This is a genomic window from Clostridium sp. 1001271st1 H5 (assembly GCF_005845215.1).
Lineage (GTDB): Bacteria > Bacillota > Clostridia > Lachnospirales > Lachnospiraceae > Enterocloster.
In genome coordinates this window covers 553188-569290 of the sequence record NZ_SPHO01000001.1, presented here as the reverse complement: position 1 = coordinate 569290, position 16103 = coordinate 553188, and the positions used below count along the sequence as shown (strand labels likewise).

At 48.3% G+C, this 16103-nt stretch carries 16 protein-coding genes; 4 read left to right on the top strand and 12 right to left on the bottom strand.

Annotation, left to right across the window (positions count from 1 at the left end):
* Nucleotides 1-34: 34 nt before the first annotated feature.
* From FGS84_RS02390 to FGS84_RS02365, 6 genes are all read right to left on the bottom strand, one after another.
* On the bottom strand, nt 35-568 hold the full coding sequence (locus FGS84_RS02390) for a DUF805 domain-containing protein (protein ID WP_138306128.1): 534 nt from the start codon (nt 566-568) through the stop codon (nt 35-37).
* A gap of 238 nt (nt 569-806) precedes the next feature.
* Nucleotides 807-1502: a cell wall hydrolase gene (locus FGS84_RS02385; protein ID WP_138306127.1), complete on the bottom strand. Its 696-nt coding sequence runs from the start codon at nt 1500-1502 to the stop codon at nt 807-809.
* Between the two features lie 157 nt (nt 1503-1659).
* Complete coding sequence (locus tag FGS84_RS02380) at nt 1660-2454, bottom strand: HD domain-containing protein (protein ID WP_138306126.1); 795 nt, start codon at nt 2452-2454, stop codon at nt 1660-1662.
* A complete protein-coding gene (locus FGS84_RS02375; protein WP_138306125.1) occupies nt 2444-3472 on the bottom strand; it encodes a nucleotidyltransferase domain-containing protein in 1029 nt (342 codons plus the stop codon). The genes FGS84_RS02380 and FGS84_RS02375 overlap by 11 nt, the downstream gene beginning before the upstream one ends.
* Before the next feature lie 126 nt (nt 3473-3598).
* A complete protein-coding gene (locus tag FGS84_RS02370) occupies nt 3599-3823 on the bottom strand; it encodes a hypothetical protein (RefSeq protein ID WP_138306124.1) in 225 nt (74 codons plus the stop codon).
* A gap of 148 nt (nt 3824-3971) precedes the next feature.
* The gene (locus tag FGS84_RS02365) at nt 3972-4235 is read right to left on the bottom strand and encodes a hypothetical protein (RefSeq protein WP_138306123.1); all 264 of its coding nucleotides are present in this window, start codon (nt 4233-4235) and stop codon (nt 3972-3974) included.
* A gap of 215 nt (nt 4236-4450) precedes the next feature.
* Between FGS84_RS02365 and FGS84_RS02360 the strand changes: the two genes are divergently transcribed.
* Together FGS84_RS02360 and FGS84_RS02355 are read left to right on the top strand one after the other, a co-directional pair.
* Nucleotides 4451-5092 (top strand): DUF3298 and DUF4163 domain-containing protein, encoded by a 642-nt coding sequence (locus tag FGS84_RS02360; protein ID WP_138306122.1) that lies wholly within the window; start codon nt 4451-4453, stop codon nt 5090-5092.
* Nucleotides 5093-5230: 138 nt separating this feature from the next.
* A complete protein-coding gene (locus tag FGS84_RS02355; protein WP_138306121.1) occupies nt 5231-5503 on the top strand; it encodes a GNAT family N-acetyltransferase in 273 nt (90 codons plus the stop codon).
* Nucleotides 5504-5630: 127 nt separating this feature from the next.
* On the opposite strand, the gene FGS84_RS02350 is transcribed toward FGS84_RS02355, so the two are convergent.
* From FGS84_RS02350 to FGS84_RS02330, 5 genes are all read right to left on the bottom strand, one after another.
* Nucleotides 5631-5915, bottom strand: coding sequence for a DUF1653 domain-containing protein (locus FGS84_RS02350; protein ID WP_138306120.1), 285 nt, complete (start codon nt 5913-5915; stop codon nt 5631-5633).
* Nucleotides 5916-5935: 20 nt separating this feature from the next.
* Complete coding sequence (locus FGS84_RS02345) at nt 5936-6280, bottom strand: MmcQ/YjbR family DNA-binding protein (RefSeq protein ID WP_138306119.1); 345 nt, start codon at nt 6278-6280, stop codon at nt 5936-5938.
* A 148-nt stretch (nt 6281-6428) separates the two neighbouring features.
* Complete coding sequence (locus tag FGS84_RS02340) at nt 6429-7607, bottom strand: cyclopropane-fatty-acyl-phospholipid synthase family protein (RefSeq protein ID WP_138306118.1); 1179 nt, start codon at nt 7605-7607, stop codon at nt 6429-6431.
* A gap of 109 nt (nt 7608-7716) precedes the next feature.
* The gene (gene nifJ / locus FGS84_RS02335; RefSeq protein ID WP_138306117.1) at nt 7717-11253 is read right to left on the bottom strand and encodes a pyruvate:ferredoxin (flavodoxin) oxidoreductase; all 3537 of its coding nucleotides are present in this window, start codon (nt 11251-11253) and stop codon (nt 7717-7719) included.
* A gap of 252 nt (nt 11254-11505) precedes the next feature.
* Entirely contained in the window at nt 11506-13332 is a 1827-nt protein-coding gene (locus FGS84_RS02330; protein WP_138306116.1) for a VanW family protein, read from the bottom strand.
* 215 nt (nt 13333-13547) lie between these two features.
* On the opposite strand from FGS84_RS02330, the gene FGS84_RS02325 reads away from it, so the two are divergent.
* Complete coding sequence (locus tag FGS84_RS02325) at nt 13548-14387, top strand: PHP domain-containing protein (protein ID WP_138306115.1); 840 nt, start codon at nt 13548-13550, stop codon at nt 14385-14387.
* 126 nt (nt 14388-14513) lie between these two features.
* Nucleotides 14514-14750: a hypothetical protein gene (locus FGS84_RS02320; protein ID WP_002587734.1), complete on the top strand. Its 237-nt coding sequence runs from the start codon at nt 14514-14516 to the stop codon at nt 14748-14750.
* 154 nt (nt 14751-14904) lie between these two features.
* Here FGS84_RS02320 and FGS84_RS02315 read toward each other — a convergent pair whose 3' ends face one another.
* Nucleotides 14905-16098 (bottom strand): AI-2E family transporter, encoded by a 1194-nt coding sequence (locus FGS84_RS02315; protein ID WP_138306114.1) that lies wholly within the window; start codon nt 16096-16098, stop codon nt 14905-14907.
* Nucleotides 16099-16103 lie beyond the last annotated feature (5 nt).

The window sequence follows — 16103 nt, the reverse complement described above, 5'->3', positions numbered from 1 at the left end:
CCTCTTTCACCCTATTTTCCTCATCCTATTTTTCTCACCGGCAGTCCCGGACCGCCTTCGCATCAAACGGTATCCATTCTCCGTAAACATTGGTTCCGGGCTGAGAAGGCAGAGATAAAATGACGATATTGTATATACAGACCCCTAATATAATAAAAACATTTACAATCGCCACGATAAAAAGGAGAAAATGGCCTGACGGACCCTGTATCTCATTCAAACCGCCTCCGTTATACACGCTGAGAGCTCTCAGCGCCAATCCATTTAGAAATACAATAGCAACCACTATATTTACCACAGTTGACGCCATTGTTACAAATACTATGGCGGCAACCTGCTTTCCGCTTCTGCCCGTATCATGATATCTTCTTACAGATGCCGAAATAAATGGAATAACGGAAACCAAACCAAATATATCGTAAAATAACCGGTTTGGAATAAAGGCAAGGCACAGGGCAATGATTATATACCCCAGAACCGCCCACCAATATCCGGCTCTTGATAACCGTCCTCTGAACCTTAAACCATTGCGGTACAGATTGATTAATGCCAAAACAATACGTTTCATTTTTATGTATCACATCCTTCTTATTTTTCACAACTCCAAGCCTGGCTTTCCTTTTACCTCGGACTGGCTGTTGCTACTTAAAGTATACGCCACCTGAAATTACAACGTCAATCTTTTTATGACATTTTATGGATACTGTTTCCCGAGTCTCCTCCGTGAATCCAATTTACCGGATAAAAAACAGAGCGCCCGCAAGCGCCCTGCATGATTTTATATGGAACATTATTCACAGCTCCAATCAATAACAATAACTGTGATATCGGGTCCTCAGGTATTCTCCCCTGCCCTGTCTGCCTCCTGACTGCCAGACCACGTTCCCCGGCAGGATACTTCCATTTTCCAGAAGCCACTTTGCATTGGCCCAATTGCTTGCCGTGGGTTCACGGTAGTAATTACCATCCCTGGTGCAGGAATACTGCCCCGGTGCAAATACAACTCCTTTGATGGTACCGGGAAACTGGGGATGATTCACCCGGTTCAATACCACGGAGCCCACCAGCAGCTGCTCCTCATCCGGGCAGTTCTGCGACTCTCCGCAGATTACATGAGCCAGTATATAAAGGTCCTCTTCTGAATAAGAAGGACGCCGTATCTCAATTCCTGACAGACATTTTGTTTCAATATATGCATGTCCTGCCTCTGTTGTTATCATTGACCAATCGCCGTATTCCCCCAAAACCTCAAAGGATGTATTCAGTAATGCCTGGTCCAAAACCACTGCCTCTGTGCTGGGTTCCTTATAAATATTGATTCCATCCTGATTAGCAAATTTGATTGTCTTATGGGCCGCATCCCGAAGGGCTGTCTTGAATTCATTCACCACACCCTGTGCGGCGAGTACCATATCTGTCCCCTTTTCTTCTGCCTGCGCTGTCATAGGCACTGCCAGTGATATGGTCAGGGCCATGGCTCCCAATATAACGATTCGTTTCATAATTTACTCCTTAAAATGTTTGAACTGCCCTGAGTCAGATACCCGCCAACTGCCCATGGTATTTATTCTCTATTATATTCTGTCCCAAATTTAGCAATCCAAACATATTTAAGGTAATGATTGGTAAAAAAAGACCGCCACATAGTGACGGCCCAGTTTATTCACGTATCAGCCACCGGCCTGCTTCCCGCAGTAATATATCCCTTTTGTTCTCCGTGACGCCTTCTGCCACCTGGTCTGCCAGCTTAGACAGCGTGTTTCCAATAGAGCTGTCCGGCGCATAACCAATCTGTATCAAATCACTTCCATCAATATCTAAATCCTTAATGTGAAACTGTCCGGCCTGCTCCATTGCCTCATCAAGAAGGGCCTCCAGACGGTTGATTCTGGCCAGCCGTTCAGACAGGCAGGCAGGATTCTGGCCGCTCACGTCACACCGGCGTACTTCAAGCAGCCGCCGGAACTGTTTTTCTCCCAACCGGTCCAGCCATGTCCTGATACTCCTTCGCTTTTCGTGAAGGTCAGCGTCATGGTATTTTACCAGTTCCACTACTGTATCAATGGTCTGCTCATCAAATTTCAGCCGTTTCATCACCAGATTGGTAATCCCGGCACTTACAGGTCCATGTCCGTAAAAATGCCCTCTTCCGTCTTCATCTTCCGTATAGCATTGGGGTTTTCCAATATCGTGAAACAATACGGTCAAGGCCACAATGGTGTCATCTCCTGCCGTTTTAAGCGCCTCTGCCGTATGCTTCCATACATCATATACATGGTAGGGATTATTCTGTTGAAATCCGCACATGGTTCTGAGTTCCGGTACCAGGGTAAACAGGATATCCTCCCAGTTATCCCCATTCAAAGTCTGGGCTTTTGTCAGCTCCCATCCTCTGTGTTCCAGTTCCCTTATGATGCAGGCCGCAGATACCGGCACATCATGATTACAATTCACCTTTTACCACCCTCTCATTTACGCTGGCTGCAAAATCATTGATTTTCCTGATATCCGGTTCTTCCGGCAAGGATGTGTTTTTCCGGGCATAATCCAGGCGCTTTTCATATTCATCCACCATCTCAAAAAACTCCGGCACAGGCTGCCTGTTTTCATCCAGATACCGGCCATTCCTTATATCCATAAGAAGGTCGTGTTCCTTTTCCCGATAAGTCACAATCTGTTCTTTCTCCAGGATATCCAGGCACATCATGTAAAGACGGATGAGATGCATCATATGCTTGCCCAGCTTACCATGGCCGATGGCATTCTGATTCCTCTTTCCCACCTTTGCATAGGATTTTACAATGCTTTGCATCTCTGACCACAGACATTTATAATCCCTCAGGGGATAATGCTTCAGCGTAATGTCCATAAATATCTCACTATCATATTCTTCCTGGACGGCTTTGTCAATATACAGCTTAATACTGTCCTCCGGCATATAAAAATACCGGTTCTTCCAGTCAAAGGAGGCATGCTCTATGGTTTTCAGTATGTGTCTCTCATTGTCCGCCTGTCCCACAAGGCGGGCAGCCTTGTTATCCAGCCTGCGCAGCTGTTGGTTTGCATATCCCCCAAAGGAATAGACCGCCCTTTTGGATAAGAATAAGTGGGCATGGTCCAAAAGCTCCCTGCCCACTGGCGATAGGTATAAATAATGTTCTTCTCTGCTGCCCAGCATTTCTATCGTATTCGGATTACAATTGGTCAGAAGGGGAATCAGCTTATGAAAGGCATAGATAGTGGTATCAGTATCCTGGTCTGTTACCTGCCCGAAATCCTCATGAATCAGGATTTCCCTCTTACTGTTCAGGGCGCACCCGCGAATATCAAGGTCGCTGGTATCTGTGCTGGTCCCGTAGGCATGGCTTCCTCCCAGTGTCAGCAGTATAACATGACGGCCCAGGTGCGCATCCGTTCTTAAAAAATCATATTCTTGGGTCTGCAGCCTCTCTTTTATTTGTCCTAAGGTCATACAATACTCCTTTTTAGTATCATTTATGCCATTATAGCAGGACTGGCGGATGAAAGCAAACCAATTACACCTATGGGACGGATGATATGTACTGACAGCAGCGAAATCACAGGTATCTGCTTGTTGTTAAAAGTGAAACGAGTACCCGCATCTGCACTCAATCTCACCTGTATTATAAATCTCACCCTTTAAGCGCTTTATATGGGCCTTTCTTCCACAGAGAGGACATACAAAATCCGCCTCACCGTATCCGTCTGTGTTCTGTAATGCCTGCAGGGATGCCCTTATGAAACAATATAGGTTTTCAATCGTCATCTCCTGTTCCAGGTTAATCCCGCAACCATTTTCCATTTGTATAAAACCACCTTTCTGTTTTATCATGATGTCAGGTATTCTTTGATACCCATTCTCTTATATAGCGGAAATCAGTCCGCCCTGGAATGGGTTTCTAATAACAGCCTTAAAAATCCTGTCTCTGAAAACTATGTCTGCAAAAAAGCTATGAGAACGCTTGCTGCAAGCCTGCCGGCACCGGCATCCCTTTCTTTGAAAAATCCAGGAAGGACACACTGTAAAATCCAATCTCTTCCTCGTCTGCCTCCCGGGCCTTATACCAGATATCCAGTGCCTTCTGAACCGTTATCTCTATATCATGGTAATAATAGAGGTTAGCACTGGTATGGGTCACAACATCTTCAATCAAAAGCCTGGCATCCTGGTTCTCAAATAACACTTCATTCAGATTGTCTTTTGTGATTTTCATATGGCTACCTCCTGTATTTTATGATTCTGCTTCAGAGATTGACTCCCTAAATTCCGTTTAAGAACATATGTTCTTTTATAATTCAATCATATCACAAACATATGTTCGTGTCAAGATTGAAAACAAAACTTAGGAATGTCCCACCGGAATCATGAATCAATCATACATGGCCAGCCATGCACATATATTGTAAAAACATAACATATGAGGCTTTTATGCAAACCATAACCCAACATATCCTGACAGACCAGATGGATTACCAGGATTCTATTGTGCTTAACTGTCAGATTCGTTACCCGCAATTTGATGCTTCCTGTAATCAGGAAGCCATACAGACCATAAACCAGTATTATGCCACACAGGCAGCCGAAAAAGGCAAATACTGCCGGACCGTATTGTATCCCCAAGCGGCCGAAGAAGCAAATTACAGCCGCGTCCGGAATTTTCCGTTCTTTCCATATGAATTTAATGTAAGTTATGTGGTAACTTATAACCAGGACTGTATTTTCAGTCTTTATACAGAGCAGTATACATTTACAGGAGGAGCTCATGGCTCCACACTGCGGACATCTGAGACATGGGATGCTGAGTATGGAAAACAATTAACACTCAGCGACTTTTATCAAGACAATCCCTCCTATATCCAGGATATCCAGAATTGGATTCAGTTTGAGATTTCGGAAAGGCTGAAAGCCAACCCCAGCACCTATTTTGACAATTACCCTGAACTCCTTCGCAATTCCTTTCATCCGGAAAATTTTTATCTGACACCAAGGGGGATTGTCATTTACTACCAGCAGTACGATATTGCCCCCTATTCCAGCGGCATACCGGAATTCCTGCTGCCATTTTCTTAACAGCTTACGGATAATCTCCGGAGAACTTCCGGAAGCCATGGCAATTCCATCTGCCTGTTGCTTAACCAGGTCCCCAGTGCTATAATTACATGACAGCGGGACGTTCAGTCCCAAAATCACTATACAGGAGGACCTGCCATGAATTTCACTTATCATCCAAATCAGATTGCCCTATATGATGAACAGGATAAACTGCTGGCTGAGGTAACATTTCCGGACACTGCTGATGGCGCAGCAGATATCAACCACACCTTTGTGGACGACTCTCTCCGCGGCCAGGGAATCGCCGGCAAACTGATGGAAGCACTGGCAGAGCATCTGCGCTCCCAGGACAAGAAAGCTGTTCTGACCTGTTCCTATGCTGTCAGATGGTTTGAAAAGCATCCGGAATACAAGGATTTAATCAAATAGCCCTTCATCCCTGCTGCCCTCTCCCATAGGGGCACATCAAAATCAAGCAATTAAAAAAACGGCATTGTTTTTTGTCTCTGCCGTTTTTTGATTGCACGTTATTCTTTATCATGTTCAGAAGCCGTCTCTAACTGCACACCGCCTCAAACCGCATGCGCTGCCTGATTTCCGGATACTTTACCCTGTCCACCTCAGAGAAAAACATTTCTGCCGGTCTGGCAAAGGTTCTGAACTCTCCGTACAGCGCCTGATAGATGACCAGAAGTTCTCCTGTCTCAGTATGGTGGGCCATATCCCTGACAACATAAAGGTAACGGTTGGTTTTCTTTTCCCCGGCAGATAAGGTCTCCCGCTTAAAATGCCTGACAATTGTGCCGGGGCCAATTCCTGTGTGTTCATTCTGCTTATTCATCCCTGTTCTCCTGTCATATATTATTGTTCTTTACTGCGGTCCCTTGTCAAATCATAGCTTTCTCCTATCATCCGCCTGATGTCCTCCTCCGGGACACTGCCATCCAGTATGACTGTATTCCAGTGCTTCTTATTCAAATGATATCCCGGACGCACACCGGAATATGCCTTGCGCCAGAACTCAATCCACTCAGGCGCGCATTTCAGATTAATGCAGACCTGACCCTCCCTTCTGTATATCCAGGCAAATACCCGCTTGTTGGACCGGTGGCGTATAACAGTCCACTCATGGTCCCGGAAGGGGTAGTCTTCATATACGTCTTTATAGGTAAGACAGTATGTAATCAAATCTTTTTTTGTTCTCATTTTCTCCTGCTCCTTAACCAATCATCCAGCCTCTCCCAGCCCTACATTCCTAAATTATATCAGATATAGATCTATAAAACCATACTCTGAAACACGGAGCGCAGAAATGGCCTCCTTCCTCCATTTCCGCGCACCGCATGTCCCAATCCTAATACCACCGCACCATAGGCAGCTCATTGTTTGCGCCCTTGCTCACCAGTATCTGGTGAAGGTCAATGACTCCATTGTGGAAGGTAGCTGCGCAGGAGCACAGATACAAATCCCACATCCGGACAAATTCCTCATCAAACATGTCCTTTATTTCCGATTCATGTTCCTTGAAATTCTTTTCCCAGCACAGCAATGTCCTGTTGTAATGGTTTCTCAGGTTCTCCACATCCAGGATATGGAAATCATGTTCTGCCATCAGGGAAATAATTTCCCTGAGGCTGGGAATAACCCCGCCCGGAAAGATATATTTCTTAATCCAGGGGTCACCTGCATGTTCCTTCTGGCTGCTGATGAAATGAAGGAGAAATACACCGCCCGGATTCAGCACCTTGTCCACGCAGTCCATAAACCTGCCGTAGTTTTCCCTGCCCACATGCTCCACCATTCCCACGCTGACCACGCGGTCAAATTTCATGCCGCTTTTCGGCAAATCCCTGTAATCCATGAGCTGCACATTTAGAAGATGCTCCAGTCCTTCCTCTTCTATGCGCTTTTTAAAGCCCTCATACTGCTCCGTACTCAGGGTGATGCCGGTTCCTCTGACTCCGTATTCCTTAGCGGCCCTGATTAGCAGAAATCCCCAGCCGCAGCCCACATCCAGAAGGCTCATGCCCTGTTTCAGCGCCAGCTTCTTCAGAATATAGTCCGTCTTGTTCACCTGGGCCTCATAGAGGCAATCATGTTCCGTCTTAAAATATCCGCAGGAATAATTCATGGTTTCGTCCAGCCACAGCTTATAAAAATCATTGCCGATATCATAGTGGGAAGAAACCTCCATCTGCTGGTTCTTCCTGGAATTAGAGGGATGAAGAAGTTTCCTCAGATGCAGGCTGTTCACGGAAAAACGGTCCATCTGCCCCAGGAAATGGTCCAGGGCCTCATACAGATTCCCCTCCACCTCCAGTTTGCCCTTCATATAGGCTTCTCCCAAGGCCAGGGAGGTGCTGTCCATCAGCTTCTTCACCGGTATGGTTTCCCTGATATCAACGGCAAACATGGGATTGCCGTGGCCTACCCGGTCTTCATGGTCCTTCCATTTTACCAAAAAGGGATAATCTGTAAATCGGTTCAGAAATTGAACCATTGCCTTCTCTTCTAACATACTGGTATCACACATCCTTTCTTCCAGTATTATCCCCTTCTGGAAACAGAATATACAAAACCCCGGGGAGCCTAAGCCCTCCGGGGTCCATATTTATCTATCAAATATTCAATTCTGACTTAGATTAGTCGTTGCCGTACAGTGTAACCAGCTTCTCTAAGTAAGCGTAGCGCTCCTTAGCTTCTGCCTCGTTACGTGCAAACAGCTCAGCTGCTCTCTCAGGATTCTTCATAGCCAGGGACATGTAACGAACCTCGCCCTTTAAGAAGTCCTGATAGGTCTCAAGCTTAGGAGCCTTGGAATCCAGACTGAACTTCTTCTCAGCTGCAGGATTGTAACGGAAGTTGTTCCAGTAACCGCACTCTACAGCCAGCTTCTCCTCTGTCTGAGCCTTGTCCATGCCCTTCTTGATACCATGGTTGATACATGGAGCGTATGCAATAATCAGGGATGGTCCCGGATAAGCCTCTGCCTCGGCAATTGCCTTAACAGTCTGAGCCATATCAGCGCCCATACAAATCTGTGCAACATACACATAACCATAGCTCATTGCAATGCTGGCCAGGTCTTTCTTCTTAACATCCTTGCCGCCTGCAGCGAACTGTGCAACAGCACCTGTCTTGGTAGCCTTGGAAGACTGGCCGCCTGTATTGGAGTAAACCTCAGTATCGTATACCATGATGTTGATGTCCTTACCGGATGCCAGCACGTGGTCTACACCGCCGAAGCCGATATCGTAAGCCCATCCGTCACCGCCGAATACCCACTGGGACTTCTTAGCCAGGAAATCTTTATTCTTAACAATATCTCTGCAAACATCGCAGTCAACGCCGTCCAGAACTGCAACCAGCTTATCGGTAGCAGTGCCGTTGAGAGCGCCGATGCCAAAGGTATCAAGCCATTCCTTGCAGGCAGCCTTCATCTCGTCGGTAGCCTTCTCGTTAGCCATTACGCTCTCAACCTTAGCCTTTAAGCCGTCTCTGATTGCGTTCTGAGCCAGTAACATACCGTAACCGAACTCAGCGTTATCCTCGAACAGGGAGTTGTCCCATGCAGGACCCTGGCCCTTGGCATTAACGGTGTAAGGTGTAGATGGTGAGGAGTTGCCCCAGATAGAGGAGCATCCTGTTGCGTTGGCAATATACATCCTGTCGCCGAACAGCTGGGTAATCAGTTTTGCATAAGGAGTCTCGCCGCATCCTGCGCAAGCGCCGGAGAATTCAAGCAGAGGCTGTCTGAACTGGCTGCCCTTAACGGTGTTCTCTTTGAACTTAGCCAGAACTTCTTCCTTGATAGGCAGGGACTGACCAAAGTCAAAGATAGCCTGCTCGCCAAGGTTAGCTTCAAGGCTTTCCATAACCAGAGCCTTGTTGCCCTTCATGCCTGGGCATACATTTGCACAGGAGCCGCATCCCGTACAATCCAGGGCAGAGATGGTCATGGCAAACTTGTAGCCGGCCATACCTGTCATATCCTTCATCTTCATGTCTGCAGGTGCCTTGGCAGCCTCGTCGGCAGTCATGGCAACCGGACGGATTACAGCGTGAGGACATACATATGCACAGAAGTTACACTGGATACAGTTGTCCGGATTCCATACAGGAACCTTAACAGCAATACCGCGCTTCTCGTATGCGGAGGAACCGGATGGTGTGGAACCGTCTGCGTACTCTGTAAATGCGGATACAGGCAGGGAATTTCCTTCCTGAGCGCTTACCTTTGTCTGAATGTTGTTAACAAAGTCAACTACATCCTTTCTTCCCTGGGTTACAACTGCATAGTCAAGACCCTCGTCTTCGCAGTTCTTCCAGCTGTCCGGAACCTCTACCTTGTGCATGCCCTTAGCGCCTGCATCGATAGCAGCCCAGTTCTTCTGAACAACATCCTCGCCCTTGCGGCCGTAGGTTGCCTTTGCAGCAGCCTTCATCAGCTCATTTGCCTTCTCAGCAGGGATGATGCCGGTCAGCTCGAAGAATGCGGACTGAAGAATGGTGTTGATACGTGTTGGGCCCATGCCGGTCTCAATACCAATCTTAACACCGTCGATGGTGTAGAAGTTGATGTTGTGGTCAGCGATGAACTTCTTAACCTGTCCTGGCAGATGCTTCTCAAGTCCTTCCATATCCCATGGGCAGTTCAACAGGAATGTACCGCCGTCAACCAGCTCCTGAACCATGTTGTACTTGCGTACATATGCAGGATTGTGGCAGGCAACGAAGTTAGCTGTACGGATTAAATAGGTGGACTTGATTGGGCTGTGTCCGAAACGCAGGTGGGACATGGTAACGCCGCCTGACTTCTTGGAGTCATAATCAAAGTATGCCTGTGCGTACATGTCTGTATTGTCACCGATAATCTTGATGGAGTTCTTGTTTGCACCAACCGTACCGTCAGCGCCCAGACCCCAGAACTTACAGTTTGTGGTTCCCTCAGGAGTGGTAACTAAAGGAGCGCCAATCTCTAAGGACAGGTTTGTAACGTCATCCACGATACCAACGGTAAACGGAGACTTGGTTGTGTTCTCGTAAACAGCTACAATCTGAGCAGGTGTGGTATCCTTGGAACCCAAGCCGTAACGTCCGGTCAGAATCTTAACCTGGTCAAACTTGCTTCCCTTAAGAGCAGCAACAACATCCAGGTACAGAGGCTCGCCGATGGCGCCTGGCTCTTTTGTTCTGTCTAATACGGAAATAACCTTAACGGTATCCGGAATAGCGTCAATCAGGGCCTGTACACAGAATGGCCTGTACAGACGAACCTTAACAACACCAACCTTCTGTCCCTGCTTTACCATGTAGTCAATGGTCTCCTCGATGGTGTCATTGACAGAACCCATGGAGATGATGATATGCTCAGCATCAGCAGCGCCGTAGTAGTTGAACAGCTTATAGTCAGTGCCAATCTTGGCATTAACCTTGTCCATATATTCCTGAACAATTGCAGGAAGAGCGTCATAGTATGGGTTGCAGGCTTCTCTTGCCTGGAAGAAGATGTCCGGATTCTGAGCGGAACCTCTCTGGCACGGATGATTTGGATTCAGTGCATGCTTGCGGAAAGCATCTACTGCGTCCATGTCAACCATTTCCTTTAAGTCCTCGTAATCCCAGGTCTCAATCTTCTGAATCTCATGGGATGTACGGAAACCGTCAAAGAAGTTGATGAATGGAACCTTGCCCTTGATGGATGCCATATGCGCAACAACAGTCAGGTCCATAACTTCCTGGACGCTGGACTCGCACAGCATGGCGCATCCGGTCTGGCGGCATGCGTAAACGTCGGAGTGGTCACCGAAAATAGATAATGCATGGCTTGCAAGAGCACGTGCAGATACATTGAATACGCCTGGCAGCTGCTCGCCTGCAATTTTATAAAGATTAGGAATCATCAGCAGAAGACCCTGTGATGCTGTGTAGGTGGTGGTCAGAGCACCTGCTGCCAGAGAACCATGTACAGCGCCTGCTGCACCAGCCTCAGACTGCATCTCTGTAATCTGCACTTCACGACCGAAGATATTGGTTCTTCCGTCAGTTGCCCATTCGTCTGTGGCTTCAGCCATAGGTGAGGATGGGGTAATCGGATAAATAGCCGCTACATCAGTAAATGCATATGACGCATGTGCTGCTGCATGGTTACCATCCATGGTTTTCATTTTTCTTGCCATTTTGATTTCCTCCTACAAATAGTGAATATGTAATGGTATACATGTAAGTCTGCCCCGGACCCTGGCATGTCATAAACACGCTTCGACCCTATGCAGACTGACCTGTCTACTATTATAGCAATTATTTAACAAATTGCAAATGCTTAATCGAAATTACGGCAAAAAATACAATGTCAATTTTCAAAAATATATAAAGTGCAACAAAAAAAGAGAAACCCTTGTTTAAGGTTCCTCTTCTTTTATCTGCTCATTTTATTCCGGTTTCAGCGGTGCAATCACCGGATTATCCCCGCCCGGCCCTGCTGCCGCAGTCTCGGAGGGCTGGGGCGCCTGGGTGGGATTAGGTGCTGCTGCAGGCGCCGTGGTGGGCGCTGCCGGCTGGGTCACTGTGCCTGGTCCGTTCTCCTGGGAACCGCTCCCGGAAGGTATGGCCGCCGTCTCATCTCCCGGAATATAGCCGTCCGGCATTCCGTCAATGATTGGCGTTGTGGTTTCTGTGGAAAGGGTGGTTTCCTCAGGCGCCAGCACCACGCCGGTGGTATTGCGGCGGATAACAGGGGCATGGCCCTTGTATGTGGTCTTATGGTCCTGCTCCCTGGAAATTTCCTTTCCATCCTTATATACTACCTTGTAAGTAATCCACCTGCTTCCCTTGCTGCCTGCGCTCTTCTGAATCTCAACTCCCGGCTCAAGGGTCTGGTCCTCCTCATAGGTAGGCGCCGGCGGGTCCAGCTCCTCCACTTTCTCGGATACCAAATCCAGCTTTGTTCCCTCCTCCAGAATGGGGATTCCGTAGATGGAAACCGTCATTTTCTGGTCAGCGTAGCTGGCCTTGATGCCGATAGAGGTACTGGATGTGTTCCTGAATCGGAAATCAGGCTGTTCCCAGCTCACCGTGGCATCCTGGCCCGGTGTGATATAGTTGGGTTCAAAGGTATGTGAACGCCGGAAGGTAATGCTCTCCTCTCCCAGGCCCGACCGGTAAACGGCATTGTACAGGGTGGTGGATACCTGGCATACGCCTCCGCCGATTTCCTGTACCACTTCCCCGTTGTTATAGGCTGCCGCTCCCTGGTACCCCTTTGCCTCTGTCCTCTGTCCCACTGCGCTGTTAAAGGAGAATTCCTCTCCCGGATGCACCACTGTGCCGTTCAGTGCCTCCGCAGCCAGCCTGATGTTGGTGTTTCGGGCCTTGTTGGCTGTTGTCTTGGTGGTAAAGGTGCTGATGGTTTTATACTTTTCCTTGGCAGCCGCCGCACTGATATCCGGCGCTGTCTCGCTTCCCGCAGCTGTGATGGAGGCATCGAACTTCTTGTCCTGCAGTGCTTTCAGTATGTCTGCCGCCAGCTTTTCCTGGTCAATGGCAAAACCATTCTCTTCCCCTGCAAACACAAAGGCGCCCTTTTCCTTGTCATAGCTGTCAATGGAACCGTTTTTGGCTTTTTTATTCCATTTGGCCGCGCAGCTTTCCGCCTCCTTGGCAGCAGCTTCCTCCAGCCCGTCCATGCTCAGTGTATAACTTTCAGCCGGTTCTCCGCTGTAGATTTCATCCAGCAGCGCATCCACCTTTTCCGCCGCAAGGTTCGTTACCTCGTATGTATCCCCGTCATAAGTAACCGTCATGCTCCATGGGTATTCCTTCAGGATTGCATTTCTGGCCTGGTTCTTGGACATACCGGTGATGGTGATTCCGTCTACCTTGACTTCCTTCATGATTTCCGTCTCAGTCGTTTCTTCCGTGGTATTATCCGGTTCGCTTCCCCCGGCTCCCCTGAACTTCATGGCCAGTGATACGCACGCAATTAAGATAATAAGGATGACGCCGGCTATGGCTATCTTCTTATAATCCGGCCCCTTCTTCCTTCTGTGAGGGCTGTTGCGTCTGGCTGTCTGGGCCGCATTCATCCTGCCGGCCTGTCCGGAACGGTAGGAATAAGAACTCCTTGAACCGCTTCCTGACGAACTGCTTCTGCCTGTGTTTCTGGACGTTCCCCGTCCCGTGCCTTTATCTGAACCCCTGCCCCGGCTTCTGCCTGCTGAGGAACTTCTTCTGCTCTGATTGTTCTCTAACTGATTCATTCTGTTCACCTGTCATCTCTGCCTATGGATTTATTCACAGATTGTAGTATAACATACTTTATGTAAAATGGAACCGTCTTTTTTGTTTTTTTCAGCCCAATTTTACTTATTGTGAATTTCATGTTACTATATATAAAGTAAGTATTATTAAATTATTAAAAATCAATTACAAGCCTTTTCAAGGTTTTTACATCCTATGATTCGGAGGTCACATCATGTCTTTTGTTGATTTACACGTCCACTCAAATGCATCCGACGGCACCCTGCCGCCGGAACAGGTGGCGCGCCTGGCCCATGAGGCCGGACTCTCTGCCATTGCGCTGACGGACCACGACACCACGGCCGGAGTTGCCAAAGCCATGGACGCAGGTAAGGAACTGGGGCTGGAAGTGGTGCCGGGCATCGAGGTGTCCAGCAGCTTTAGGGACCATGAAATCCATATTCTCGGACTTTTCGCGGACACGGCTTCCCCCTCCCTTCAGGCTGCCCTGAAGGAATTCCGCCTGCGCCGGGACCAGCGAAACCGGGAAATGCTGGAACGATTTGACGCCCACGGCATCCGCCTTACCGCCGAAGAACTGTGCGCAGGGAACCCCGACACGGTCATCACCAGGGCTCATGTGGCAAGGGCCCTTCTGGCAAAGGGTCTGGGCCCTGATTTGGACCATATTTTTAAAAAATATCTGAAATACGGAGGCCCCTACTGCCCTCCAAAAGAATTCCTTCCCCCGGAGGCAGTCATGGAAGCCCTGCTGGACAGCCATGCATTTGTGGCCCTTGCCCATCCCTTCCAATACAAACTGGGGGACAGGGCCACAGATGAACTTATCGCCTACCTGGCCGGTCTGGGCATGAAGGGCCTGGAGGTATACCATTCCTCCCACAACCGCCTGGAAAGCGCCAAGCTCCAGGTAATGGCCGCACGGCACGGTCTGCTTCCCACAGGCGGTTCCGATTTTCATGGAAGCAATAAACCAGATATTTCCATAGGGACAGGCCGGGGCGGCCTGCGGGTATCCTCCCTGCTGTTAGATGCGATAAAAAACACCCTTTAAACCCTGTATTTTTATGAAAAATCATAATTGCCCTTCCCCCGCCCTTCTGTTATAATCATATATGTTAAAAAATTAACCAGCCTTTTCCATTTCAGGAAAAAGCATACAAACACAGGAGGATATGCCATGAAGATTCAGAATATCACAGACGTAGAAAAGTTTTTCTCTGTCATTGACCAGTGCAAGGGAACTGTGGAGCTTGTATCTCCGGAAGGCGACCGCATCAATCTGAAGTCCAAATTAGCCCAGTATCTGTCTATGGCCACCATCTTCTCCAACGGATATATCAAGGAATTAGACCTGGTTGCTCATGAGAAGGAAGACATCGAGCGTTTAATCAAATATATGTATCAGGGAGAATAAGCCTAAGACAAAAGCCTGGAATGACAGGCAGGCGTTACAGCCAAGAGCAAAGCCCGGAACCGCATGGCGGCAGGTTCCGGGCTGTTTTGTTTTTCTGTATTAATATTGTTTTCTGTGTTAATATTATCATCCGGTCCTCTGACCCTATCCGCTTTTAATCCCGCTTCTCCCGGTCCGCATCCTCCTCACAGGCAGGGCCGCATCCTGACTCACAGGCAGGTATTTCCCCGCCCTTCTTACCAAGACGTCCGTTGACCCCGTCCCTCAAAAGGGCATACAGCACGGAGCACAGCGGAATAAATATAAGCATTCCCACAATACCCATCATACTTCCGCCCACAGTCACGGCTACCAGCACCCATATGGACGGGAGTCCCACTGAATTTCCCACCACATAGGGGTATATCAGGTTTCCCTCAATCTGCTGCAGCACAAAGAAGGTAATGGTGAAAATCAGGGCGTCCATGGGATTTACCATAAGCATCAGAAATACGCCCACTGCCAGTCCCACAAACGCACCGAAAATAGGAATCAGGGCCGTAAAAGCAATGAGTACCCCAATCAGCAGACCATAAGGCAGACGTATGAGGGTCAGCGCCACAAAAAACATGGTTCCCAGTATCACAGCCTCCACACACTGTCCTGTAAGAAAATTGGAAAAGGTGCGCTCTGTAAGGGCCGTGATATCCAGAATCCGCCCCACAACCGGTTCCGGCAGAAATGCCTCCAGCACCTTCTTCATCTGCCTGCTCAGAGTTTCCTTCTGCAAAAGAATATAGATTGCAAAGATAAAACCAATCAGGAAGGAGGATACGCCGCTGACAATGGACACAGCTGCCGAAAAAGTGGTATTCAGCATGGTACCTGCCCCGTTCTTTAAAAATGCAACCATGTTCTGGAACACTTCCTGCCAGTCCACTTCCATCTGGTTCATATATTCCAGTATCTGGGGATTGCTGGCAAAGATGCGTTCCGCCTCATCCCGTACCCCTGCAAAGAATACGGGGATGCTGCTCTGGAGATTCAAAAACGTCTTAACCAGCTGAGGCGCCACCACAAAAATGACCAGGAACAGGCCGCCAGTGACCAGTAAAATAGTCACCACCAGGCTGACAGGCCGCCTCAGCCTGCTGCCCTCTCCAAATACAGTCAGATGCCTCTCAATATTGCGCATGGGCACGTTTAAGATGAAGGCTATGGCCGCCCCCAGAATAAAAGGCCAGGCAATGTGCATCAATCCGGCTGCCACATCGAGCAGCCGCCTGTAATTGATACCCGCCACCACAACCACCACGGTAAAGACAATCAGTCCTCTGATTTTTTTAATTGTATCGCGATTTAATTCCATTATAC